This is a genomic window from Enterobacter cancerogenus (genome assembly GCF_019047785.1).
GTDB lineage: Bacteria > Pseudomonadota > Gammaproteobacteria > Enterobacterales > Enterobacteriaceae > Enterobacter > Enterobacter cancerogenus.
On sequence record NZ_CP077290.1, the window covers coordinates 2,446,649 to 2,471,681 of the forward strand.

Consider the following 25,033-nt stretch of genomic DNA (forward strand, 5'->3'; position numbering starts at 1 on the left):
TATTAAGTCGTCGATAGAAACATGCATTGTCAGGACAACCAGCAGTCAAACAGTGTGAAATGCTGCTGATGCCTTACAGCGCAAAAAGGCTGGTGACTAAAAAGTCACCAGCCATCAGCCTAATGACTTAGGCTGCAACCAGAAAAGTTGGCTTATTTAACTTCAACTTCAGCGCCAGCTTCTTCCAGAGATTTTTTCAGTGCTTCTGCGTCATCTTTGCTCACGCCTTCTTTCAGCGCAGCTGGAGCAGATTCTACCAGGTCTTTAGCTTCTTTCAGACCCAGGCCAGTTGCGCCACGTACTGCTTTGATAACAGCAACTTTGTTAGCGCCTGCAGCTTTCAGAATTACGTCGAATTCAGTTTTTTCTTCAGCAGCTTCAGCCGGGCCAGCAGCTACAGCTACAGCAGCAGCAGCGGAAACACCGAATTTTTCTTCCATTGCAGAAATCAGTTCTACAACGTCCATTACGGACATAGCTGCAACTGCTTCAATGATTTGATCTTTAGTGATAGACATTTAAATTGTTCCTGAAAATCAGAATAAGTTTATACGTAAGCAAATGCTTTATAAAGATAACTGCTATTAAGCAGCTTCTTTCGCATCGCGAACAGCAGCCAGAGTGCGAACCAGTTTGCCAGCCGAAGCTTCTTTCATGGTTGCCATCAGGCGTGCAATTGCTTCTTCGTAGGTCGGCAGGGTTGCCAGGCGATCGATTTGCGATGCCGGGATCAACTCACCTTCAAAGGCTGCAGCTTTGACCTCAAATTTTGCATTCGCTTTCGCGAACTCTTTGAACAGACGAGCAGCAGCGCCCGGGTGTTCCATAGAGTATGCAATCAGGGTCGGACCAACAAACGTGTCTTTCAGGCACTCGAACTGAGTACCTTCAACGACGCGACGCAGCAGGGTGTTACGAACAACACGCATGTATACGCCAGCTTCACGACCTGCTTTACGCAGTTCAGTCATTTTGTCTACAGTAACGCCACGGGAATCCGCAACTACTGCAGACAGCGCGCCTTTGGCTACTTCGCTGACTTCAGCAACAATCGCTTGTTTGTCTTGAAGATTTAAAGCCATTAGCTTTGCTCCTGGATGTTTGCCGGAACTCATGTTCCGGAACTCACTTCACTCTCCCAAACGGAAAGAGCGTCTTAATACGGTGAGCAGAAACAAGCCAGAGTATTCAAAAAATAATCTTAGCGTTCTGTCACCGTCTACGCAGGGGATTAAGTTTCTTGCGAAACACCTGCGGTCTTCGACGGAGGCCTGGATAGGCCAGGCTCCAACGAACAAATCTTTTTAGCCGCTAACTTTCGTTAGCAAACGTGGGGGTAAGATTGTAGACAAAATCACCGCCCACGTAAAGGCATTAGTTTGCAGCAGCGCTCAGGCCAGCCTGGTCAACTGCAACACCTGCACCCATGGTGGTGGAGATGCTAACTTTCTTGATGTACACGCCTTTCGCCTGAGTTGGTTTTGCTTTTTTCAGCGCAACCAGCAGAGATTCCAGGTTTTCTTTCAGTTTGTCAGCGTCAAAGTCCACTTTACCGATGGTGGTGTGGATGATGCCGTTTTTGTCGTTACGATAACGAACCTGACCTGCTTTAGCGTTCTTAACCGCTTCAGCAACGTTAGGGGTTACAGTACCAACTTTCGGGTTTGGCATCAGGCCGCGTGGACCCAGAACCTGGCCCAGCTGGCCAACAACGCGCATTGCATCTGGAGAAGCAATAACAACGTCAAAGTTCATTTCGCCTTTCTTGATCTGATCAGCCAGATCTTCCATACCTACCAGTTCAGCGCCGGCAGCTTTAGCAGCTTCAGCGTTTGCACCCTGAGCAAATACAGCTACGCGAACGGAACGGCCAGTACCGTGTGGCAGTACAGTTGCGCCACGAACGTTCTGATCGGATTTACGAGCGTCGATGCCCAGGTTAACGGCAACGTCAACGCTTTCAACGAACTTAGCAGTAGCCAGTTCTTTCAGCAGAGCGATAGCTTCGTTGATGTCGTACTGTTTGGTCGCATCAACTTTGTCACGGATCACGGACATGCGCTTGGTCAGTTTAGCCATTTCTTAGTCCTCCACTACCAGGCCCATGGAACGTGCAGTACCTTCAATGGAGCGAGTCATCGCTTCAATGTCGGAACCAGTCATGTCGGCAGCTTTGGTCTGCGCGATTTCCTGCAGCTGAGCGCGGGAAATTTTACCGACTTTGTCTTTGTTCGGCTTACCGGAACCAGACTTGATGCCCGCTGCTTTCTTCAGCAGAACTGCTGCTGGAGGGGTTTTGGTAACGAAAGTGAAAGAACGGTCAGCGTAAACAGTGATTACGACTGGGATTGGCAGACCTTTTTCCAGGGATTCGGTTTTGGCGTTGAACGCTTTACAGAATTCCATGATGTTCACACCCTGCTGACCCAGAGCTGGACCAACTGGTGGACTTGGGTTCGCCATACCAGCTGCAACCTGCAGCTTGACGTAGGCTTGTACTTTCTTAGCCATTCTAAAATCCTCTGATTGGGTAATAGCGCCTCAAGGAGGCTCCCCGTGAATAAAAATCGTTTTACGGGCCAGGCCCATAAAAACAAAAGGCGCGAAATTGTATTCCAATCTCGCGCCCTGTGCAACGATTAAATCGCCGCTTTTTTGATCGCTGCTTAGGCTTTTTCTACCTGGGCAAAGTCCAGCTCTACCGGGGTCGCACGACCAAAGATAGACACAGAAACTTTCAGGCGGGACTTCTCGTAGTCCACTTCTTCAACTACGCCGTTAAAGTCAGCAAACGGACCGTCGTTAACACGAACCATTTCACCCGGTTCAAACAGCGTTTTAGGACGCGGCTTATCACCAACCTGCTGCAGGCGGTTCATAATCGCATCAACTTCTTTATCGCTGATTGGCGCCGGACGGTCGGACGTGCCGCCGATAAAGCCCATCACGCGCGGTACGCTGCGCACCAGGTGCCAGCTCGCGTCGTTCATAACCATCTGAACCAGCACGTAACCCGGGAAGAATTTACGCTCGCTTTTGCGACGTTGGCCGCCACGGATCTCAACCACTTCTTCGGTTGGAACCATAACTTCGCCAAATAACTCTTCCATGTTGTGTAATTTGATATGCTCACGCAGCGACGTTGCTACGCGGCCTTCAAAACCGGAAAACGCCTGAACGACGTACCAGCGCTTTTTAGGGGCTTCAGACATCTCAGAACCTCAGGCCAGTGATAAAGGATACCAGGCGAACCAGAATACCATCCAGTCCCCACAGGATCAGTGACATTACAGCGGTAACCGCCGCTACGATCAGCGTGGTGTGCAATGTTTCCTGGCGAGTCGGCCAAATTACCTTGCGGACTTCAGTACGCGCTTCGCGAGCAAAAGCAACGGTCGCTTTGCCTTTCGTTGTCAACAGCGCGACACCACCCGCTGCAGCAATCAGAATTACCACTGCAAGCGCGCGGAGCGGCAGCATCATGTCACGATAAAGATAGTTGCCAACAATCGCTACGAGAAGCAGCACGGCAACAACTACCCATTTCATCGCTTCCAGGCCGCGCCCGCTTCCTTGAGCTTCGGTATTCGCACTCATAAACCAACCTGTCAGAAGTATTCTACAAACATTTTCACCCCGCGATCGCGAGGCAAACCAAATCGAAACGCATATTCGCTTTTCGGATTATACGCCCTCTGCAGAGCCTGTCTCAGCAATGATTATGACAAAAATAATCACTGATGAGCCAGGTTCTGATGTGAAAGCGTGCAAAAAGGGCATCAAATGATGCCCTTTTATTGCGCATTGCGTCAAATGTTATCAGCAATTAGCCGAGAACTTTAGCAACAACGCCCGCGCCAACGGTACGGCCGCCTTCACGGATTGCGAAACGCAGACCGTCGTCCATCGCGATTGGGTGGATCAGCGTCACAACCATCTTGATGTTGTCGCCTGGCATTACCATCTCTACGCCTTCTGGCAGTTCGATGGTACCGGTCACGTCAGTTGTACGGAAGTAGAACTGTGGACGGTAGCCTTTGAAGAACGGAGTATGACGGCCGCCTTCGTCTTTGGACAGGATGTACACTTCAGATTCGAACTTGGTGTGTGGCTTGATTGAGCCTGGCTTCGCCAGAACCTGACCACGTTCGATTTCTTCGCGTTTGATACCACGCAGCAGAACACCAACGTTCTCACCAGCACGGCCTTCGTCCAGCAGTTTGCGGAACATTTCAACGCCAGTACAGGTAGATTTCGCAGTATCTTTGATACCAACGATTTCAACTTCTTCACCAACTTTGATGATACCGCGCTCTACACGACCGGTAACAACGGTACCACGACCGGAGATGGAGAATACGTCTTCGATTGGCAGCAGGAATGGCTTGTCAATCGCACGCTCTGGTTCTGGGATGTAAGAATCCAGGAAGCCAGCCAGTTCGATGATTTTTGCTTCCCACTCTGCTTCGCCTTCCAGCGCTTTCAGCGCGGAACCACGAACGATTGGGGTGTCGTCGCCTGGGAAATCGTACTGAGACAGCAGTTCACGAACTTCCATCTCTACCAGTTCCAGCAGCTCTTCGTCATCAACCATGTCGCACTTGTTCAGGAACACGATGATGTAAGGAACGCCTACCTGACGACCCAGCAGGATGTGCTCACGAGTCTGAGGCATTGGGCCGTCAGTCGCAGCAACAACCAGGATCGCGCCGTCCATCTGCGCAGCACCGGTGATCATGTTTTTAACATAGTCGGCGTGGCCTGGGCAGTCTACGTGTGCGTAGTGGCGAGTCGGGGTGTCATATTCAACGTGGGACGTGTTGATGGTGATACCACGAGCTTTTTCTTCTGGTGCGTTATCGATCTGGTCGAATGCGCGAGCAGCACCGCCGTAGGTCTTAGCCAGTACGGTAGTGATTGCAGCGGTCAGCGTTGTTTTACCATGGTCAACGTGGCCGATAGTACCGACGTTAACGTGCGGTTTTGTACGTTCAAACTTTTCTTTAGACATCGATTGTCCCTCTAAGACACGGATAAATCGGTGATATCACCACATCAACCAGGCGAAATGCCTGAACTGTTGAATACATTTACATTGAAACAGAGAGAAAAGGGAGGAGAAGTGAAGTGGTGCTGATACCCAGAGTCGAACTGGGGACCTCACCCTTACCAAGGGTGCGCTCTACCAACTGAGCCATATCAGCACGTATTGGAGCGGGCAGCGGGAATCGAACCCGCATCATCAGCTTGGAAGGCTGAGGTAATAGCCATTATACGATGCCCGCATCCTGAAACTCGGCTACCCAGTTCTTTCTGTAACAAAAAAAGAGATTTCTCTCTTTTTAAGTTCGAGCTGGTCAATTTTTCCAACCAGCTCCGGCGGCATATTCGCTGCCAGAAAGTGGTGGTGGGGGAAGGATTCGAACCTTCGAAGTCTGTGACGGCAGATTTACAGTCTGCTCCCTTTGGCCGCTCGGGAACCCCACCGGACTTGATGGTGCCGACTACCGGAATCGAACTGGTGACCTACTGATTACAAGTCAGTTGCTCTACCTACTGAGCTAAGTCGGCATCAAGTAGCGCGCATTCTATGGAGACCTGCGCAGTCATGCAACTAAAAAATTGCATAAAACGTTCTTTCGCTCACATTTTATTCGAAAGTAGCGTCGAGTGCTGTAAAATCATTCACTCGCGAACAAAAAATCAGCGGAAACCCCCGTTTTACCCTGCGTTACTCTGGCGTGACGACTCCCGCGTAACGCACCGCTTTCCCATATTTTTTCTTATTATTCCTGTCATCTGGTGTTAACCTCCTGCCCATTGTCCAAAATTAACTATGTGATGAGCCGTTACGCGCCGGTCTGTGGCGGTTCACAGAAGCATGCTTATGAGCAAAAAAGAGCAAACGTTAATGACGCCTTATCTTCAGTTTAACCGCAGCCAGTGGGCTGCCCTGCGTGACTCCGTCCCCATGACGCTGACGGAAGGCGAAATCGCACGGTTAAAAGGGATAAACGAAGATCTCTCCCTGGAAGAGGTGGCAGAGATCTATCTTCCCCTCTCTCGCTTGCTTAACTTCTATATAAGCTCCAACCTGCGCCGTCAGGCGGTGCTGGAGCAGTTCCTTGGAACCAACGGCCAACGCATTCCTTATATCATCAGCATTGCGGGCAGCGTGGCGGTGGGTAAAAGCACCACAGCGCGCGTATTGCAGGCGCTGCTGAGCCGCTGGCCGGAACACCGCAGCGTGGAGCTGATCACCACCGACGGCTTCCTGCACCCGAATGAGGTGTTAAAAGAGCGCGGTCTGATGAAGAAGAAAGGCTTCCCGCTCTCCTATGATATGCACCGGCTGGTGAAATTCGTCTCTGATCTGAAATCGGGCGCGCCAAACGTGACCGCGCCGGTCTATTCGCATTTAATCTACGACCGCATCCCGGACGGCGACAAAACGGTGGTGCAGCCGGATATCCTGATCCTCGAAGGGTTAAACGTGCTGCAAAGCGGAATGGATTATCCTCACGACCCGCATCACGTATTCGTTTCCGACTTCGTGGATTTCTCTATCTATGTCGATGCGCCGGAAGATTTGCTGCAAAGCTGGTATATCAACCGCTTCCTGAAGTTCCGTGAGGGGGCGTTCACCGATCCTGATTCTTACTTCCATAACTACGCGCAGCTCTCCAAAGAAGAGGCTATTAAGGTCGCGACGGGGCTGTGGAATGAGATCAACTACGTGAACCTCAAAGAGAACATCCTGCCAACGCGCGAGCGCGCCAGCCTGATCCTCACCAAGAGTGAGAAACACGCTGTCGACCAGATCCGGTTGCGGAAGTAATCTTTCAGGCATAAAAAAACCGGCTCAGTGCCGGTTTTTTTGTTTACGCCTGCGGCTTCTCGCCGTTTTCATCCTGATCGACCGCGAAGCAGGCCACCAGTTGTCCACCGTAATCCTTCAGCTGCGGCTGCAACTGTGTGCAGGGACCAAAGCGGCGACGGCAGCGGGCGTTGAACGCACACCCCGGCGGCGGATTCAGCGGGCTTGGCAGTTCGCCGGTGAGCTTGATGCGCTCGCGACGGTCATCCGGGTTCAGACGCGGCGTAGCCGATAGCAGCGCCTGGGTGTACGGGTGACGAGGATTCGTAAAGATCTGGTCTTTGGTCCCCTTCTCCACGCAGCGCCCGAGATACATCACCATCACTTCGTCAGCAATGTGCTCCACCACGGAGAGATCGTGCGAGATAAATACGTACGACAGCCCCAGCTCCTGCTGCAGATCCATCATCAGGTTCAGCACCTGCGCGCGCACGGAAACGTCGAGCGCTGAAACCGGTTCGTCGGCAATCACCACGTCCGGGTCAAGCATCAGACCACGGGCAATGGCGATACGTTGACGCTGGCCGCCGGAGAACATGTGCGGGTAACGATCGTAATGTTCGGTTTTGAGACCCACCTTCGCCATCATCGCCAGCGCTTTTTCACGACGCTGCTCTTTGCTCAGATTAGCGTTGATCTGCAGCGGCTCTTCCAGAATCTGCCCCACTTTTTTCCGCGGGTTCAGAGAACCGTACGGGTTCTGGAAGACGATCTGGATTTTCTGGCGACGCAGTTTCTGCGCCTGCGGATCGTGCTTGAGCAGATCCTGACCCTGATAATAAAGCTCACCGCCGGTCGGCGTTTCGATCATCGTCAGCAGACGGCCCAAGGTAGACTTACCGCAGCCCGACTCCCCCACCACCGCCAGCGTTTTACCGCGCTCGAGGGTAAAGGATACGCCATCCAGCGCTTTCACCAGACGCTCAGGGGCAAACATCCCCTTTTTGACCGGGTAATGTTTTTTCAGGTCGATGGCCTGCAACAGCATGTGTTGCGTGGCGGCCTGTTGCGTACTCATAGTGTTGGCCTCCCGGCATCATCGAGTGGGTAGTGACATTTCGACTGGCGGCCGTCAGCCAGCGTATTCAGCTCTGGCTCATCGACACGGCATTTGTCCGTCGCATACGGGCAGCGCGGGTTAAGCAGGCAGCCCTGCGGACGGTCATATTTGCCCGGCACCACGCCCGGCAGCGAGGCCAGACGAGCTTTATCCTGAGCAAACTCCGGCAGCGCGCGCAACAGCGCCTGGGTATACGGGTGACGCGGCGCGCGGAAGATATCGTGCGAGTTGCCGGTTTCCACAACCTGCCCTGCGTACATCACGATAATTTTATGTGCTGCTTCAGCCACCAGCGCCAGGTCGTGCGTAATCAGCACCAGCGCCATGTTCTCTTTCTGCTGTAGCTCCAGCAGAAGTTCGATGATTTGCGCCTGAATCGTTACGTCCAGCGCGGTGGTCGGTTCATCGGCAATCAGCAGCTTTGGCCGACAGGCAATCGCCATGGCGATCATCACGCGCTGGCTCATCCCGCCGGAGAGCTGGTGCGGATAAACGTCCAGACGCGATGCCGGGTCAGGTATTCCCACCTGCGTCAGCAGGTCGATAGCCCGCTGACGACGCGTTTTCTTATTGCCGCCCTGGTGCACCTTAATGGCTTCCATAATCTGGTAGCCAACGGTGTAGCAAGGGTTGAGACTGGTCATCGGGTCCTGGAAGATCATCGCCACTTCAGCGCCCACCAGCTGGCGACGCTCTTTTTCGGAGATGCGCTTCAGATCCTGGCCGTTAAAGGTCAGGCTTTCTGCCATCACGCGACCGGGATAGTCAATCAACCCCATGATCGCCAGTGAACTCACCGATTTACCGGAACCAGATTCCCCAACAATGCCGACCACTTCGCCCTGATTTACGCTGTAGCTGATGCGGTCCACGGCGCGAAACGGTGTGCCTTCGTCTCCGAAGTGCACCGATAATTTATCTATAGTTAATAACGCCATCTCGTGCCTCTTACTGCTTCAGTTTGGGATCAAGTGCATCACGCAGACCATCACCCATCAGGTTAAATGCCAGCACCGTCAGCAGAATCGCCAGACCTGGGAAGGTGACGACCCACCAGGCGCTTTGTGCGAACTGCAACACGTCGGAGAGCATGGTGCCCCACTCCGGTGTTGGCGGCTGCGCACCCATGCCAAGGAAGCCAAGAGCGGCCATATCAAGAATGGCGTTAGAGAAACCAAGCGACGCCTGAACAATCAGCGGTGCAAGGCAGTTAGGAAGAATGTTGACGAACATCTGGCGCATGGCGCCTGCTCCCGCCACGCGAGAAGCGGTCACATAGTCGCGGTTCACTTCAACCAGAACGGCCGCGCGGGTTAATCGAACATAGTGCGGAAGGGCCACGAAGGTCAGCGCCAGGGCGGCGTTACCTATCGACGGCCCAAAGACCGCCACCAGCACCAGAGCCAGCAGCAGGCTTGGCAGCGCCAGCATGATATCGACGATGCGCATGATGATGTTATCTACGATACCGCCGAAGTAGCCGGCAATCAGACCGAGAACCACGCCCATGATCAGCGACAGCACTACCACCAGACAGCCGACCAGCAGCGACAGGCGCGCGCCGTACATCAGGCGCGACAGCACGTCGCGGCCCACGTCATCGGTCCCCAGCAGGTGCGTCAGGCTGCCGCCGTCCTGCCAGGCAGGTGGCGCGAGCAGCGCATCGCGGAACTGATCCGCCGGGTTATACGGTGAAAGCACGTTCGCAAACACCGCAATCAGGATCATGATGGTGACATAGACCAGCCCGATAACCGCGCCTTTGTTGCGCTTGAAATAGTGCCAGAACTCCTGCAGCGGGGTCATAGGAACCGGCGCCGCGACCACTTTATTTTGAGTTACTTGTGACATGATGGCCCCTTACTTCTTATGTCGAATACGCGGGTTCACCACGCCGTACAGCAGATCGACCAGCAGGTTGACGAGAATAATCATCGTCGCAACCAGCAGCACACCGCCCTGCACCACCGGATAGTCACGGCGTTGCAATGCATCAATCAGCCAGCGTCCCAGCCCCGGCCAGGAGAAGATGGTTTCCGTCAGGATCGCCCCTGCCAGCAGCGTTCCCACCTGCAGGCCGATAACGGTAACCACCGGCAGCATCGCGTTACGCAAGGCGTGAACGATGATCACGCGCATACGGGTCAGCCCTTTAGCACGCGCGGTACGGATGTAGTCTTCGCCCAGCACTTCCAGCATCGAGGAACGGGTCATACGCACGATGACCGCCAGAGGAATGGTGCCCAGCACCATTGCAGGCAGGATCATGTGCGCCACGGCATCAATGAAGTTGCCCTCCTCGCCCCAGATAGCCGTATCGATCAGCATGAAGCCGGTCAACGGGTTGGTATCGTCAAGGAAGACCATATCGCTGACGCGCCCGGACACCGGCGTCAGGTTCCACTGCACCGACACCAGCATAATCAGCATCATGCCCCACCAGAAGATAGGCATGGAGTAGCCGGTCAGCGCGAGGCCAACGGCCGTATGATCGAAAATTGAACCGCGCTTAACGGCAGCCAGTACGCCAACGGGGATACCCACCGCGGTTGCAAAAATCATGGCGCAGATACCCAGTTCCAGCGTCGCTTTAAACCGCGGCACGAACTCGTCCCACACCGGGAGACGGCTTTTCAGTGAAATCCCTAAATCGCCGTGCAGAACGCCCCAGATGTAATGGAGGTACTGCTGCCACATCGGCTTATCAAGGCCGAGTTCCGCCAGCAGTTGGGCATGACGTTCAGGGGAAATACCACGCTCGCCCGCCATAATCATCACCGGGTCGCCGGGGATCATATGGACGAAGGCAAAAGTGAGAAGGGTGATACCGATAAACGTGGGGATGACAAGTCCCAGACGTCGGAGGATGAACTGCAACATAACCCGGATTCTCTCTGATGACGCACGCCCAACGGCGCGACGTCTGTATTGCTCACAAATCTTATTCCCTCCCCTTCCAGAGAGGAAATAAAGCACTACTGCCGGGTGGCGCTACGCTTACCCGGCCTACATTCGTAGGCCCGTGCAAGCGCAGCACCGCCGGGCATGGGGTGCTACTGCACCCCTTACGCTTTTAGTTATTCAACAGACACGTTTTCGAAGTGGTGTTTGCCCAGTGGATCAACCACGTAGCCCTTCACTTCTTTACGCACTGGCTCGTACACGGTGGAGTGAGCAACAATCAGCGCCGGAGCCTGATCGTGCATAACAACCTGCGCTTGTTTGTACAGTTCAATACGTTTGTTGTGATCGTCGGTCGCGCGGGCTGGCTGGATCAGGTCTTCAAACGGCTTGTAGCACCAGCGAGAGTAGTTGGAACCGTCTTTCGCTGCCGCACAGCTGAACAGCGTCGCGAAGAAGTTATCCGGATCCCCATTGTCGCCGGTCCAGCCCATCATCACCGCCTGGTGCTCGCCCGCTTTGGCACGCTTGAGGTATTCGCCCCACTCGTAGGTCACGATCTTGGCCTGAACGCCGATCTTCGCCCAGTCAGCCTGAACCATTTCCGCCATGCGGCGCGCGTTCGGGTTGTATGGACGCTGAACAGGCATTGCCCACAGCTCAACGGTAAAGCCTTTATCCTGGCCCGCTTCTTTCAGCAGCGCTTTCGCTTTCTCAGGATCGTAGGTGTAGTCCTTGATGTCGTCGTTATAGCCCCACATGGTTGGTGGGATCAGGTTCTTCGCGGCAACGCCAGCGCCCTGATAAACGGCTTTGATGATCGCTTCTTTGTTTACCGCGTAGGTCAGCGCCTGACGGACTTTCACGTCATCAAACGGTTTCTTCTCGGTATTAAAGGAGAGGTAACCCACGTTCAGGCCCGCCTGCTCCAGCAGGTTGATGTTTTTGTCCTGCTTCATGCGCGCAATGTCAGCCGGGTTCGGGTACGGCATAACCTGACATTCGTTTTTCTGCAGTTTTGCGTAGCGCACAGAAGCATCAGGCGTGATGGAGAAGACCAGACGGTCAATCTGCGGCTTGGTGCCCCAGTAGCCCGGGAAGGCTTTGTACAGAATACGGGAGTCTTTCTGGTACTGCAGCAGCTGGAACGGACCGGTCCCGATAGGATTCAGATCCACTTTCTCAGGCGTACCGGCCTTCAGCATGTTGTCCGCATACTCTTTAGAGAGAATAGAGGCGAAGTCCATTGCCAGGTCGGCCAGGAATGGTGCTTCCGGACGCGTCAGCACGAACTGAACGGTTTTGTCGTCCACTTTTTTCACTTCAGCAATCAGGTCAGGCAGACCCATGCCTTCGAAGTATTCATAGCTGCCGCCGGACACTTTGTGGTACGGGTTCTGGGCATTTTTCTGACGGTCGAAGGAGAACACCACGTCGTCGGCGTTGAAATCGCGCGTAGGTTTGAACTCTTTGCTGTCCTGCCACTTCACGCCCTGACGCAGGTGGAAGGTATAGGTCTTACCGTCTTCGCTGACGTCCCACTTCTCAGCCAGACCCGGAATCACTTCCGTAGTACCGGTTTTGAATTCAACCAGACGGTTATAGATAGGTACAGAGCTAGCGTCGTACGTTGTACCAGAGGTAAAGAGCTGTGGGTTAAAGCCTTCCGGCGAGCCTTCAGAACAGTAAACCAGGGTTTTTGCCTGAACACTTGCTGCAACGGTCATAGCCACCAGGCTCAGACCAAGCTTCAGCATCCCTGACTTCTTCAAGGAAATACTCATTATTCTGCTCCAATGTGATGTTTTGCTTTGTTGTGTTACGCCGCCTGACCTTTATTTATTTTTTACCCGGTCTGGTCGGTGGTGCCCGTAGGCGTTAAAGGGATGGAGAATCCTTTCAGAAGAGCGTTTGAGTTGCAGCGCAGATCCTCCCTGAAATGCCCCTCATGCCCTACAATCTGTCAACAGAATGTGAAAACGTCAATACAGGTGGCGGGGATTTACGCGGAGTGTGAGAAACCGCAAACAAAGATTAAAAAAACCTTCGAGGCTCGTTTTCAGCAGGGAAATTTATGCTACTCGCCATGTTGCAGCACAAATATCTTCATATTCTGCAACATCCAGTGATTAACTTTTATTCAGATCGGGTAAATTTTCTTGCGGAATGGTGAATATCTGAGCACTAAATTCCGCGAACGTTAAAACGCACAGCGAAAAATGCTGAGGTTATCCATAAGCAACGCAAAAAAAGATCAATCCATATATAAAAAAATACAATGGATTATGTCACAAAATAGTTATCAGGCAGGAAGATGCAGGGCTACCGGGGATTTTGGCCAATCGAGCGTGTTAAATCTCTAATGCAAAAAGGGCTAACCTTGCGGTTAGCCCTTTTTTAAATGTGGTCGGCGAGAGAGGATGACTCGCCACTGCGTGGCTCGCCCTTCGGGCCGTTGCTAAAGCAACGTTCCCTCGCTTCGCTCGGGTCGAACCTCCTTCCCCGGAGATTCTCATCCTCTTAACTTCAGAGGCAAAAAACCCTGCTCAAAAGAGCAGGGTTTCGAATGTGGTCGGCGAGAGAGGATTCGAACCTCCGACCCACTGGTCCCAAACCAGTTGCGCTACCAAGCTGCGCTACTCGCCGAATGCGGAGCGCATCTTACTGCTGAGGTGCGCCCCCGTCAATCCCTTAATTTAAAAAAGCCATTCAACTGGCGATAATCTCGCCAGCCCCGCTACTGCGCGGCTTTTGCAGCGTTATCGGGAACTTTACACCAGTTGTTATTTTCGTTAATCCCACCGTTCGGTGAGGTATACCCCAGGCAGCCCATAATGGTGTCGTACAGCTCAACGTGTCGGCGTGGGACTTTCATCTCTGCCTCTTTCTTGAGGTGCGCAAACATCTTCGCCTTCTCCGGGTTTTCCAGATACTTATCGGACATCCACATAATCATCGGCACGCGGAACTGCTCAGGCGGTGCCAGCTTGCGTGGCGTACCGTGCAAGTGCTCTTTTTCATTGATAGACTCGCCGTGATCGGCGGCGTAAATAACAATCGCTTTCTTATCGCGCAGCTCGTCAATCACCCGGCTCAGGAAAGTATCGACATACAGCACCGAGTTATCATAGGCGTTAATCAGTTCCTGCTTGCTGCAGTCTTTATTAATGCCCACGCACTCAGGCTGCCATTTGGCAAAATCGCGCGTGTAACGCTGGTAATAACTGTAATGCGACCCTTTGGTATGCAGAATAACCAGGTGCTTACCTTGCGGATGGTTCTTCAGAGACTGTGACATCTCTGCAAGCAACAGCATGTCATCCACATTTTTGCCACGGTTACGCGGCTCGGCACCAATCTGCTCGCGGTAGGCGATATTATCCGCCATGGTATTCGAGTAGAACCACATCTCACTTTGCATGGCGAACAGGTCTGAACTGAACCCAAGCTGCTTGAGCACAGCAAACACGTTCTGCTCTTTCAGGGTGCGCTGCGGGTTATCACTGGCTCCGCCTTCGCGAACAAACATACAGCGCAGTGAGAGTTTGGTCGCGGTATCACAGGAATAACCCCGGTAAGCCACCAGGTTCTTCTCCTGCGCCAGTTTTGGCGTGGTATCACGATCGTAACCAAGAATACCCATATGATCCCAGCGCGTCGTTTCGCCGATGACAAAGACGACGTAGGTATCATCAAGCCCGTCAGCCGGTGCCTGATAGGTGAATTTTTTCGTTGGGTTAATCAGCGATTTCACATCGCTGGATTCATCCGCCTGTGCCCAGGCATACAGGCCCAAAGCCGACAGCCAGTTTGATGGCAAATAGGAGTTGGCCACCACGCCGCCGTAGCTTGGCATATCCACGCCCGTCGCTTTTTCGATCCTCTTTTGCTGTTTTTCCATCAGGCGAATAGGCGCCCACACCAGCAGGCCGGCCAGCAACACGACGACGACATTACGGACCCGCTGCCCACGCGTGCGCAGCTGACGTAACAGCGTATAACGACAGGTGTTACTCCAGATAAAGAAGAGCGGGACCAGGCAGGTTAAAATCGTCCAGACGATAAAGCCTTTTCCGACCACCTCTTTCGAGAGATCGATATCGGTGGTCATTACCGACGCCACAATGCCGTAACCAATGACCACATTCATAAAGGTCATGTAATAACTGGCGGCGGCAGAAATGATCACCACCAACGAGGCCAGAATTTGCCAGGTGCGTCGGCCAAAAAGAGAGAGCAGGCGTAACAGGAAGAATGTGGCGAGGATAGAGCCGAACACTTCAATAGCAGCAAAAATTCCATTTCTTACGGTGAGGTGTTCGAAATAACCTTCCACTCGTCTGAACAGTACCGCGCCATTCAGAAATAATCCGATATAGACAGCCAGCATCAGACATAATCTTTGCTGGGTAAGAGACCTAATGTATTTCATGCAAACAACCCTGGGGGAAGGGGTATAAAGACCCGCTGAATCTCATGGAGAAAGCAGACAGAGTAAGTATGTGCGTAGGAAAGCGTTATCAGAAACGTCTACAAGCGCGGTAAGTAGACCACAGCGGAAGAGAAAAGTGGCAGCAGAGAATGTGATTCGTGTAAATTTTTACAAAAAAACAAGTCTGGAAGCGCATTCTGCCGCGCAAAAAAAGAGGCCGTGACGGCCTCTTTTTGCTGCATCAGGCATGTGCTTCGTTATACACCTCACGCTGCGGCTGGCGGATTGTAGTCGACAGTGCCAGGGAAATAATCAGCAACGCGAATATGACGCAGAAGGTCACGTAGAAACCGCCAAACAGAGAGGCAATCAGCGACCCGCAAATACTGCCGATACCGAAGCCCAGGTAAATCACACCGTAGTTCTTCGCCAGGTTGTTCAGACCAAAGAATTCGCTCACCAGTGACGGGAACACGGTAATAGTGCCGCCAAAGTTAAAGGCCACGCAGGCAATCGCCGCAAAGAAGGTCACTTCATTCAGCGGAGCAAACAGCAGCGCCGCCATGCCCACCAGCGACACCACCTGCCCCAGCGTGATGACGCGGATACGGGCGATTTTGTCCGACAGAATACCCAGCACCAGACGGCCAGAGAGGTTAGCGATGGAAATCACGGTCACCGCGTTAGCTGCCGTCGCCACGTCCAGTTTGACCATGCCCTGCGCGATATCTTTCGCCACGCCAATCACATACAGGCCGCTCATGCAGGCGGTCAGGAACATGACGGCCAGCATCCAGTACTGCGGTTTACGCATGGACTGCGCCAGCGTGAAGTCATTCTCCACCACGCCGTTAACGCTTTTGACCTCCTGCTGAGGAGCATCTTTCATCAGCGTTGCGCCGAACAGGATCATCACCAGGACGATAGCGCCCCAAATCATGAAGGTTTTTTCGAGGCCCACAGAGGCCAGAAGATGGGCGTCGATAAATTTAAAACCGAGGCTGCCCAGGCCATAAGAGCCGATGGCAAAGGCGGAGATAAGGCCTTTACGCTCCGGGAACCATTTAACGCAGTTCGACAGGGTAAGCAGATAGCCCGCACCGTCCGCCAGCCCGACCAGCACGCCGGCGCTCAGCCAGAGCATCATCAGGTTATTGGAATGTGCCGTCAGGAAAAAGCCCAGGCCCAGCAGAATACCGGACGCCATGGTCACGCGCTTCACGCCAAAGCGCTCCTGAAGCTTACCGGCAACCGAGGAGGAGATCGCCAGCCCGAGGCTCAACAAGCCGAAGGAGAACGCCACCTGGCTTACCGATGCGCCAAGCTTATCGGAGAGTGCGCTGTTAAACAGGCTCCAGGTGTAGACCGATCCCAGCGCAAACTGGGTAACGATAGTGCCAAATAGCGTTAACCAACGGGTGCGGTTATATGTCGATGTGTTCATGGCAGTTGTCCTGCAAGAGAAAGTAAGGGAATTCGCTATGGACAACGATAAACAAAACCGTGATTTACCTGGGGGAAAACGGCATGAAATGCAGGAAGACGGGAATGAAATGCCATTAATCGGGAATGAACGGCCTTGCCAGCGAACGAAGCGTAATAATGTTAGTGTCTACTATCGCTGAAAACCGCGTGAATATTATGTTTGCAATGTAAAGCCAACGTTAAAAAAAAACGCATTGTTAAAATTTAGCGCTCACGCCGAGCGTATAGAGCGTCTCCTCACCCGCGATGTTCCCCTCGCCCTGGGCTAAAGACGCATAGGCTGCCATATGGGTATTGAATGGGATATCCGTTCCGACGGTCACATCCATCCAGCTGCCGCTCTGCGCAGGTGCGGGGGTCTGGGGCATCCCATACTGCGATTTCCACTGGTTTTCTCCGAACTGCTGGTTGTAGCTGATTTGCGCCCAGGGGCGAAGATCGCCCACCTTTGTGTTCAGACGCCAGCCAAGCGAACTGATGCTGGCATGCCATAGCGGGTCGGTCAGCGACTGGGTTGTTAGCGTATCGCCAAACTCATTCGCCATCGAAGGTGCCGAGCCATCGTAGCGCCATTCCGCAACCGGCCCTGTCGTCATCTGCCCCTGCAGGGGGAAATTCCACCCGATGCTCACCCCTTCCGGCGCTTCGGAGGGTAAGCCAGAGGCGGTATTCAGGGTAAAGCCCGCCGAATTCTGCGACGTATTAATGCGTTCTGCGAGAATATCTTCATAACGCGGTTGGTGATCGGCGTCCCATGTATAACGTTCTGCCGTATTATTGTGTGCGTCTGAAACGATATATTCCTGTTGCCAGGCAAACGCGCTATGCGAATAAAGCACGCACGCTGAGATACCCACCAGGCCAAAAACAGCATGGCGACCACTGATCGTATTTATCATCATCAAAGCGACTCCAGAGAGAGCCGAATTCGGCGATATTTGTCATTATTTGGGAAGAGTTTGCAGGCAGATAGCCTTGTATTAACTATTGTCTTTTTAGCAGACACGTCAAGCCTGACAGATTGAAAATTTTGCACTTTCTGAAGCTATAAGGGAGATAACCTATGCAACGTTGCGGCTGGGTAAGCCAGGATCAGCTTTATATCGACTATCACGACAAGGAATGGGGCGTACCGGAAACCGATGGCAAAAAACTCTTTGAGATGATCTGTCTGGAGGGGCAACAGGCGGGCCTGTCGTGGATCACCGTGCTGAAAAAAAGGGAAAACTACCGCAATGCCTTCCATCAGTTTGACCCTGTCGCCGTCGCCGCCATGACCGACGAGGATGTCGAACGGCTGCTGCAGGATGCCGGCATTATCCGCCATCGCGGGAAGATTCAGGCCATTATTGGTAACGCCCGTGCCTGGCTTGCCATGGAGCAAAACGGCGAACCGTTCTCGGCGTTTGTCTGGTCGTTTGTGAATAACACCCCCATCGTGACCCGGGCCGCAACGCTTGCGGAGATCCCAACCTCTACGCCCGCCTCGGACGCCCTCTCAAAGGCGCTGAAAAAACGCGGCTTCAAATTCACCGGCACCACCATCTGCTACTCCTTTATGCAGGCCTGCGGGCTGGTGAACGACCATATTACGGAATGCTTCTGCCATCCGGGGGGCCATGATGATCCGCCAATGGCAAAGTGAAAATACCGCTCCGCTCCTGAGTCTGTGGCTTAAAAGCACCACCGTCGCGCATCCCTTTATCGACGCAGAGTACTGGAAAGAGAACGAAGCGATGGTGCGGGACGTCTATCTCCCGGCAGCGCAAACGTGGGTATGGGAAGATGAGGGGCAACTCTGCGGGTTTATCAGCGTGATGCACTCGCAGTTTGTCGGCGCGCTGTTTGTCGCGCCAGCCTTTATTGGCAAAGGGATTGGGCGCGCGCTGCTGAACCATGTACAGCAGCGCTACCCCTATTTAAGCCTGGAGGTGTATCAGAAGAACGAGCGGGCGGTGAATTTCTATCACGCACAGGGCTTTCGTATTGAAGACAGCGCCTGGCAGGATGATACCCACCACCCGACGTGGATCATGTGCTGGCAGGCGGATCAAACGCCGTTAACGTAAGCGCCGGCCCCTGATACTTTTCAACCCAGGCCAGCGCCGTGTTTCCCGCACAGCCGTTCCCCAGCTTCGAGCTGGGGAGATCTTTGGTTAAGACGTTAACGGCACCGTTTTTACAGATCCCGCCTTCGCTCGGCTCCAGGTCAGGCCATGCTCCCTGATGAATACAGATAACGCCAGGGCGGATGCCCTCGCTCACCACTGCGCCTGCCAGCACCTGCCCGCGTGCGTTCCAGACGCGTACCACGTCGCCGTCGGCTATTCCCCGCGCTTTTGCATCAGCATTATTCAGCGTGACGGGTTCTCGCCCGGCAACCGCATACTGTTCGCGCAGTGAGCTGTAGTTCAGCTGGCTGTGCAGACGGTGCGCCGGATGGGCAGAAAGCACCTGCAACTGTTCTGGCTGCGCGTTGCCGTGCCACTCGTCCGGCTCCAGCCACATCGGATGCGGCGGGCAATCGGCATACCCAAAGCTGGCAATGCGCTGGCTGTGAATAACAATTTTCCCGCTCTCGGTTTTCAGAGGGTACCGTTCCGGATCCCGGCGAAACTCCGCGAAGCGGATAAACCGGGCGTTCTGTTCGCTCTCCGGCATCTCAAAAATTTCATTCGCTTCCCAGAAGGTGGCAAAAGGCGGCAGCGTCACGCCCTGGGCTGCGCCGCGCTCTCCGGCGATCTGGTAGAAGGTTTCCAGCCACTCAAGGTCCGTTTTACCTTCGGTGAAGCGCTCGCGGCCACCCGCTTCCCAACGCTCGCTCAGCGCCGCAAACACCTCAAAATCGTCACGCGCTTCATCACGCGGGGGGACGACGCGCTTCATCGGCACCATATGCTGGTTGCTGTAATCCCCGGTCATGGTGAGATCGTTACGCTCAAACGAGGTGGTCGCAGGCAGAACGATGTCGGCGTGTTTAGCTGCCGCGGTCCAGAAGCACTCGGAGATCACCACCAGCTCCGGCTTTTGCCAGGCGCGGATCAGGCGGTTGGTGTCCTGATGGTGGGTAAAGTTTGCCCCGCCCGCCCACCAGACAAACTTAATATCCGGGAAGTGGCGATCCATACCGTTGTGCTGATAGAAACCTCCTGGGTTTTCCAGCGCTTCAACGATGCGCGCCACCGGAATTTTATCGACCGCATCCACGCCGCCCTGCACCGAGCCTTGCATCGACGCCAGTACCGCCGCTTTACGCGTTGGGTTACCGCCGTTGGCAAAGTGATAAGAAAGACCAAAACCCCCGCCGGGCGTGCCAATCTGCCCCAGCATGGCCGCGAGCGTCACCAGCATCCAGTGCTTCTGCTCACCATACTGCTGACGCTGCATCCCCCAGCCGGACATCAGCATGGTGGTGTGGTTGTGGAATAACGCGGCCAGTTCACGCAGTTTATCGGCATCAATACCGCAAATGTCCGCCGCCCACTCCGCCGTTTTGGCGATGCCGTCGGATTTCCCCATCAGGTATTCCGCGAAGCGATCAAAACCGGTGGTACAGCGGTTGAGGAATGTTTCATCCTGCCAGCCTTTTTCGACCAGCGTATGGGCAATCCCCAGCATCATCGCCACGTCGGTGCCCATGTGCGGGGCCAGCCATTCGGCGCTGTCGCCGAGAAAATCCATGGTTTCTGAACGCATGGGGTCAATACAGATGATGCGCTTGCCGCTTTTACGCAGCGCGTCGAAGTAGGACATGCCCTGCTCGTCGGAGGCATTCCACGCAATTTTAAGCGTGTTGAGCGGGTTGGCGCTCCACAGCACAACCACCTCAGTGTGCTCCAGCACCAGCGGCCAGCTGGTCTGCTGCTGATAGACCTCGTTACCCCCCACCACGTAAGGCATGATCGCCTGCGCCGCGCCGGTCGAGTAATCGCCCAGATGTCCGGTATAGCCGCCCGCCAGGCTCATATAGCGTTGCAGCAGCGTCGCGGCTTTATGCAGCACGCCGTTAGAACGCCAGCCGTACGATCCCGCAAAAATCGACGAGGGTCCGTAACTCTCGCGGATGCGCTTATGCTGCGTGTGGATTAGGGCCAGCGCATCGTCCCAGCTTACTCGGACAAACTCGTCCTGGCCGCGAATGCCCTGCGGCTTATCCGGCGACGCCAGAAACCCTTTACGCACCATCGGCCAGCGCACGCGGGCGTTGCTGTGCACCTGATCGCGAACGGCGGTCTGCAGGGAGTTAGGGTGTTGCGTAGGCAATGCCCCGCGGGATGACAGCACATTTTCGCCGTCCGTTTCGACCAGCATCGGCCCCCAGTGGGCAGCGGTCAGAATGGTTTTTATCGAGGTGCTCAAAGCGTGCGCTACTGGTTGCGTGCAGGTTGACGGCCTTCTTACTGAGGCTGTTTATGGTTTGTCACAAATTTCAGAGTTATACCCGGAATTTTCTCCAGATCCGGACGTCATAATCAACTGCCACGCGCGTAGTGGCAAAGAATAAAAAGGATTAAGGAAATAAGATGAAGAAACGTGTACTCGTCATTGCTGCTCTGGTGAGCGGCGCCCTGGCGGTTTCAGGCTGCACAACAAACCCTTATAGCGGTGAGCGCGAAGCGGGTAAATCCGGCATCGGCGCGGGCATTGGCTCGCTGGTCGGGGCGGGCGTTGGCGCGCTCTCCTCCTCTAAGAAAGATCGCGGTAAAGGGGCGTTAATTGGCGCAGCAGCCGGGGCGGCGCTGGGCGGCGGCGTCGGTTATTACATGGACGTGCAGGAAGCGAAACTGCGCGACAAAATGCAGGGTACCGGCGTTAGCGTGACGCGCAGCGGCGATAACATCATTCTGAACATGCCAAACAACGTCACCTTCGACAGCAGCAGCGCAACGCTGAAACCGGCTGGCGCAAACACCCTGACCGGCGTGGCGATGGTGCTGAAAGAGTACAGCAAAACCGCCGTGAACGTGATTGGCTACACCGACAGCACCGGCAGCCAGGATCTGAACATGCGTCTGTCCCAGCAGCGTGCTGATTCCGTGGCCAGCGCCCTGATCACCCAGGGCGTCGCCGCGAACCGTATCCGCACCAGCGGCATGGGGCCAGCGAATCCGATCGCCAGCAACAGCACGGCGGAAGGCAAAGCGCAGAACCGCCGCGTAGAGATTACGTTAAGTCCTGTGCAGTAGGTAAAAGCAAAACGGCAACCCCGTTGCCGTTTTTAGTGTTTGCGCCCTCTCCCGTGGGAGAGGGTTGGGGTGAGGGCATCAGACCGCAACCTCTCGTAAGCGCAGCGCCACCGGGCAAATGACTTGATTCGTCAGATTTTCCCGCTAAGGTGTTCTCACGCACTTCAGGGAAATCAGCGATGAGCAAATCAACACGGGCCACCATCAGCGACGTGGCGAAAGCCGCCAGAACCGGTAAAACCAGCATTTCACGCTATCTCAACGGTGAGAAACATTTGCTGTCCGACGCGCTGCTGGCACGTATTGAACAGGCCATTGCCGAACTCGACTACCGGCCCAGCATCATGGCGCGCGGCCTCAAGCGTGGACGCACCCGCCTTATTGGTCTGATCATCGCCGATATCACCAACCCCTACTCCGTTAACGTGTTGAGCGGTATCGAAGCAGCCTGCCGCGAAAAAGGCTTTACGCCGCTGGTGTGTAATACCAATAACGAAGTGGACCAGGAGCTGCACTATCTTGACCTGCTGCGCAGCTACCAGGTGGAAGGCATCGTGGTCAACGCGGTGGGAATGCGTGAAGAGGGGTTAAATCGCCTGCAGCAATCCTCCCTGCCGATGGTGCTGATCGACCGGAAAATCCCGGAGTTCGCCTGTGATGTCGTTGGGCTGGATAACACGCAGGCCGCCACCACCGCCACCGAGCATCTGATTGAACAAGGCTTCGAGGCGATCCTGTTCCTCAGCGAGCCGCTGGGGATGGTCAACACCCGCCGTGAACGACTCGCGGCATTTCGCAGCACGCTGGAGCGGTATACCGGCGCGATCGCTGAAAATGCGGAAGTCGCGCTTCACGAAGCCAGCCAGCTCGATAACACCCTGCGCCAGTTTCACACCCGCCACCGGGGGATGCGCAAAGCGGTGATTTCCGCTAACGGGGCGCTGACGCTCCAGGTTGCCCGCTCGCTGAAACGCATCGGCCTGCACTGGGGCAGCGATATTGGCCTGCTCGGGTTTGATGAACTGGAGTGGGCGGAACTGGCCGGCGTGGGCATTACCACCCTCAAACAGCCGACCTGGCAGATAGGCTACGCCGCCGTGGAACAGGTTGTTCGCCGCATTGAAGGGGCCAGCGAGGCCGTGCGTGAACAGGTCTTCTCCGGGGAACTGATCGTTCGCGGCTCTACCGCCCGTTAACCCTCCCTCCGTGATGCCGATCATAAATTCAACATCCTGAACTTTTCTTTGGAACCGGTTCCATCTAGCGTAATAGTATCAATGTTGCGATGGAGTCAGGCAATGAGCAGGAAAATAATGGTGGTCACCGCCGCCTATGGCACAGACCAGGTCCGGCAGGCAGGCGGTCAACGGGCGATGCTCCCCGTGATTGCTGGAGCCGGTGCCGACGGCGTGGAGATCCGCCGCGAACTGTTCAGCCATGACGAGCTGCTGACGCTGCCCGCGCTGAGCGAAACGATCGAACTGCTGGGCCTGCTGGCGTGCTACTCCGCCCCTGCCGCCCTGTTTATGCCGGACGGCACGCTTAACCCGGACCTCCCGCGTTATTTATCGGAAGCCAGCACCTTAAACGCGCTTTGGCTGAAAGTCTCTCTGGGTCATTTCAACGACAAGCAGCCTCTCGAGGCTCTGCGCGCCCTGCTGAATGCAAGCGGCATGGCGCTGGTGGTGGAAAACGACCAAACCGACTGCGGTCAACTCGCCCCGATGCAGCGCTTCAAGGCGGCCTGCCGGGTGATGGCGCTGCCCGTCACGCTGACGTTCGACATGGGCAACTGGCTCTGGGTCGGTGACTCACCGGAGGAGGCCGCGCGCCATCTGGCTCCCGCGGTGAGCTATATCCACGTTAAAGCCGCCGTTGCGCATAACGCGCAGTTCCGCGCCGTTCCCCCGGACCACGCCGACGCGCGCTGGCTGGATCTGCTCAACCAGCTTCCAGCCGATGCACCGCGCGGCATTGAGTTCCCACTGGAAGGGGCGGATTTAATGGCCGTCACCCGTCATTACGTTAACCTGCTGCGCGAGGAGTAAACCATGCACAAGACGCTGGATGTCATCACTGTCGGCGAGGCCATGGCGATGTTTGTCGCCACCGAAACGGGCGAGCTGAGCACGGTAGAACACTTTATGAAGCGCGTGGCGGGAGCAGAGCTGAACGTCGCCACCGGGCTTGCCCGTCTGGGCCTGAACGTCGGCTGGGTCAGCCGCGTGGGCGACGACAGCTTTGGTCATTTCATTCTCGACACCTTAAAAAAAGAGGGCATTGATGCCGCAGGCGTGACGCTCGACGGGCGTTTCGCCACCGGCTTTCAGCTCAAATCGAAAGTTGAAAATGGAACCGATCCCAACGTGGAGTATTTCCGTAAAGGATCGGCGGCAAGCCATCTCTCCGTCGAGGACTACCATGCGCCCTACTTTTCTGCGGCGCGCCATCTGCACCTGAGCGGCGTGGCGGCTGCGCTTTCGGCAAGCTCATATGCGCTACTGGATCACGCTGCGACTGCCATGAAAGCGCAGGGAAAAACCATTTCTTTCGATCCGAACCTGCGTCCGGTGCTCTGGAAAAGTGAAGCGGAGATGGTCGAGAAGCTGAACCGTCTGGCGTTCCAGGCCGACTGGGTGCTCCCCGGCATCAAAGAGGGAATGATCCTCACCGGCGAAAGCACGCCGGAAGGGATTGCCGACTTTTATCTGAACCAGGGGGTAAAAGCCGTGGTGATGAAAACCGGTGCGGATGGCGCATGGTTCAAAACCGCCGACGGCGAGCAGGGTGCCGTCGCTGCGATCAAGGTTGAGAACGTGGTCGACACCGTGGGCGCAGGCGATGGTTTTGCCGTGGGCGTTATTAGCGCACTGCTGGAAGGTAAAGCCTTACCGCAGGCTATCGCCCGGGGGAACAAAATCGGCTCGCTGGCCATTCAGGTCCAGGGCGACAGCGAAGGGTTACCGACGCGCGTACAGCTAGAATCTTAATTTCCTCTCCCTGTGGGAGAGGGCCAGGGTGAGGGCAACAGACCGCACCACACAATTAAACCACCGTGTACCCTACAGACAACGGCGGTAACAACCTCAACA

The 25,033-nt window shown here is 54.9% G+C and carries 23 protein-coding genes, 5 tRNA genes and 1 other RNA gene; 7 read left to right on the forward strand and 22 right to left on the reverse strand.

Annotation, left to right across the window (positions count from 1 at the left end; all coding sequences use genetic code 11):
• Window positions 1–152 precede the first annotated feature (152 nt).
• From rplL to I6L58_RS11540, 11 genes are all read right to left on the reverse strand, one after another.
• Window positions 153–518, reverse strand: coding sequence for a 50S ribosomal protein L7/L12 (gene rplL / locus I6L58_RS11490; protein WP_006176746.1), 366 nt, complete (start codon window positions 516–518; stop codon window positions 153–155).
• A gap of 66 nt (window positions 519–584) precedes the next feature.
• Window positions 585–1,082, reverse strand: coding sequence for a 50S ribosomal protein L10 (rplJ, locus tag I6L58_RS11495; protein ID WP_001207203.1), 498 nt, complete (start codon window positions 1,080–1,082; stop codon window positions 585–587).
• A gap of 292 nt (window positions 1,083–1,374) precedes the next feature.
• Window positions 1,375–2,079 (reverse strand): 50S ribosomal protein L1, encoded by a 705-nt coding sequence (gene rplA, locus I6L58_RS11500; RefSeq protein WP_006176745.1) that lies wholly within the window; start codon window positions 2,077–2,079, stop codon window positions 1,375–1,377.
• 3 nt (window positions 2,080–2,082) lie between these two features.
• Window positions 2,083–2,511: a 50S ribosomal protein L11 gene (rplK, locus tag I6L58_RS11505; protein WP_004097640.1), complete on the reverse strand. Its 429-nt coding sequence runs from the start codon at window positions 2,509–2,511 to the stop codon at window positions 2,083–2,085.
• A 155-nt stretch (window positions 2,512–2,666) separates the two neighbouring features.
• On the reverse strand, window positions 2,667–3,212 hold the full coding sequence (gene nusG, locus I6L58_RS11510) for a transcription termination/antitermination protein NusG (protein WP_003862341.1): 546 nt from the start codon (window positions 3,210–3,212) through the stop codon (window positions 2,667–2,669).
• 1 nt (window position 3,213) lies between these two features.
• Entirely contained in the window at window positions 3,214–3,597 is a 384-nt protein-coding gene (gene secE, locus I6L58_RS11515; RefSeq protein ID WP_003033128.1) for a preprotein translocase subunit SecE, read from the reverse strand.
• A 229-nt stretch (window positions 3,598–3,826) separates the two neighbouring features.
• Window positions 3,827–5,011: an elongation factor Tu gene (tuf, locus tag I6L58_RS11520; protein ID WP_058637001.1), complete on the reverse strand. Its 1,185-nt coding sequence runs from the start codon at window positions 5,009–5,011 to the stop codon at window positions 3,827–3,829.
• 117 nt (window positions 5,012–5,128) lie between these two features.
• Window positions 5,129–5,204 (reverse strand) — tRNA-Thr (locus I6L58_RS11525).
• A 6-nt stretch (window positions 5,205–5,210) separates the two neighbouring features.
• A tRNA-Gly gene (locus I6L58_RS11530) sits at window positions 5,211–5,285 on the reverse strand.
• Between the two features lie 117 nt (window positions 5,286–5,402).
• Window positions 5,403–5,487: transfer RNA gene (locus tag I6L58_RS11535), tRNA-Tyr, on the reverse strand.
• A gap of 8 nt (window positions 5,488–5,495) precedes the next feature.
• A tRNA-Thr gene (locus I6L58_RS11540) sits at window positions 5,496–5,571 on the reverse strand.
• 316 nt (window positions 5,572–5,887) lie between these two features.
• On the opposite strand from I6L58_RS11540, the gene coaA reads away from it, so the two are divergent.
• Window positions 5,888–6,838 carry a type I pantothenate kinase gene (gene coaA / locus I6L58_RS11545; RefSeq protein ID WP_042321387.1) on the forward strand — a complete coding sequence of 317 codons (951 nt, stop codon included), beginning with the start codon at window positions 5,888–5,890 and terminating at the stop codon, window positions 6,836–6,838.
• A gap of 43 nt (window positions 6,839–6,881) precedes the next feature.
• On the opposite strand, the gene dppF is transcribed toward coaA, so the two are convergent.
• The 10 genes from dppF to I6L58_RS11595 form a co-directional block, all read right to left on the reverse strand.
• Window positions 6,882–7,895, reverse strand: a complete 1,014-nt coding sequence (dppF, locus tag I6L58_RS11550) for a dipeptide ABC transporter ATP-binding subunit DppF (RefSeq protein ID WP_058610530.1) — start codon at window positions 7,893–7,895, stop codon at window positions 6,882–6,884.
• On the reverse strand, window positions 7,892–8,875 hold the full coding sequence (dppD, locus tag I6L58_RS11555) for a dipeptide ABC transporter ATP-binding protein (protein WP_006177812.1): 984 nt from the start codon (window positions 8,873–8,875) through the stop codon (window positions 7,892–7,894). The genes dppF and dppD overlap by 4 nt, the downstream gene beginning before the upstream one ends.
• Window positions 8,876–8,885: 10 nt before the next feature.
• Window positions 8,886–9,788: a dipeptide ABC transporter permease DppC gene (dppC, locus tag I6L58_RS11560; protein ID WP_006177811.1), complete on the reverse strand. Its 903-nt coding sequence runs from the start codon at window positions 9,786–9,788 to the stop codon at window positions 8,886–8,888.
• A gap of 9 nt (window positions 9,789–9,797) precedes the next feature.
• Entirely contained in the window at window positions 9,798–10,817 is a 1,020-nt protein-coding gene (gene dppB, locus I6L58_RS11565) for a dipeptide ABC transporter permease DppB (protein WP_006177810.1), read from the reverse strand.
• A 197-nt stretch (window positions 10,818–11,014) separates the two neighbouring features.
• On the reverse strand, window positions 11,015–12,622 hold the full coding sequence (gene dppA, locus I6L58_RS11570; RefSeq protein ID WP_006177809.1) for a dipeptide ABC transporter periplasmic-binding protein DppA: 1,608 nt from the start codon (window positions 12,620–12,622) through the stop codon (window positions 11,015–11,017).
• A gap of 620 nt (window positions 12,623–13,242) precedes the next feature.
• Window positions 13,243–13,375, reverse strand: a non-coding RNA gene (locus I6L58_RS11575) — RtT sRNA.
• A 32-nt stretch (window positions 13,376–13,407) separates the two neighbouring features.
• A tRNA-Pro gene (locus I6L58_RS11580) sits at window positions 13,408–13,484 on the reverse strand.
• A gap of 91 nt (window positions 13,485–13,575) precedes the next feature.
• A complete protein-coding gene (eptB, locus tag I6L58_RS11585; protein WP_088209046.1) occupies window positions 13,576–15,270 on the reverse strand; it encodes a kdo(2)-lipid A phosphoethanolamine 7''-transferase in 1,695 nt (564 codons plus the stop codon).
• A gap of 241 nt (window positions 15,271–15,511) precedes the next feature.
• Window positions 15,512–16,714, reverse strand: a complete 1,203-nt coding sequence (locus I6L58_RS11590) for an L-lactate MFS transporter (protein WP_088209045.1) — start codon at window positions 16,712–16,714, stop codon at window positions 15,512–15,514.
• 238 nt (window positions 16,715–16,952) lie between these two features.
• Window positions 16,953–17,657, reverse strand: coding sequence for an autotransporter domain-containing protein (locus tag I6L58_RS11595; RefSeq protein ID WP_088209043.1), 705 nt, complete (start codon window positions 17,655–17,657; stop codon window positions 16,953–16,955).
• Between the two features lie 161 nt (window positions 17,658–17,818).
• Between I6L58_RS11595 and tag the strand changes: the two genes are divergently transcribed.
• Window positions 17,819–18,400, forward strand: a complete 582-nt coding sequence (tag, locus tag I6L58_RS11600; RefSeq protein WP_058610527.1) for a DNA-3-methyladenine glycosylase I — start codon at window positions 17,819–17,821, stop codon at window positions 18,398–18,400.
• Entirely contained in the window at window positions 18,378–18,824 is a 447-nt protein-coding gene (locus I6L58_RS11605) for an N-acetyltransferase (RefSeq protein ID WP_088209042.1), read from the forward strand. The genes tag and I6L58_RS11605 overlap by 23 nt, the downstream gene beginning before the upstream one ends.
• On the opposite strand, the gene I6L58_RS11610 is transcribed toward I6L58_RS11605, so the two are convergent.
• Window positions 18,787–21,066: a molybdopterin guanine dinucleotide-containing S/N-oxide reductase gene (locus I6L58_RS11610; RefSeq protein WP_254082163.1), complete on the reverse strand. Its 2,280-nt coding sequence runs from the start codon at window positions 21,064–21,066 to the stop codon at window positions 18,787–18,789. The genes I6L58_RS11605 and I6L58_RS11610 overlap by 38 nt on opposite strands.
• Before the next feature lie 212 nt (window positions 21,067–21,278).
• Between I6L58_RS11610 and I6L58_RS11615 the strand changes: the two genes are divergently transcribed.
• The 4 genes from I6L58_RS11615 (at window position 21,279) to I6L58_RS11630 (ending at window position 24,931) form a co-directional block, all read left to right on the forward strand.
• A complete protein-coding gene (locus tag I6L58_RS11615; protein ID WP_006177799.1) occupies window positions 21,279–21,941 on the forward strand; it encodes an OmpA family lipoprotein in 663 nt (220 codons plus the stop codon).
• 179 nt (window positions 21,942–22,120) lie between these two features.
• Window positions 22,121–23,137, forward strand: a complete 1,017-nt coding sequence (locus I6L58_RS11620) for a LacI family DNA-binding transcriptional regulator (RefSeq protein ID WP_088209040.1) — start codon at window positions 22,121–22,123, stop codon at window positions 23,135–23,137.
• A gap of 102 nt (window positions 23,138–23,239) precedes the next feature.
• Window positions 23,240–23,989: a sugar phosphate isomerase/epimerase family protein gene (locus tag I6L58_RS11625; protein ID WP_058610524.1), complete on the forward strand. Its 750-nt coding sequence runs from the start codon at window positions 23,240–23,242 to the stop codon at window positions 23,987–23,989.
• A 3-nt stretch (window positions 23,990–23,992) separates the two neighbouring features.
• Entirely contained in the window at window positions 23,993–24,931 is a 939-nt protein-coding gene (locus I6L58_RS11630) for a sugar kinase (RefSeq protein WP_088209039.1), read from the forward strand.
• The last annotated feature ends 102 nt before the right edge of the window (window positions 24,932–25,033 follow it).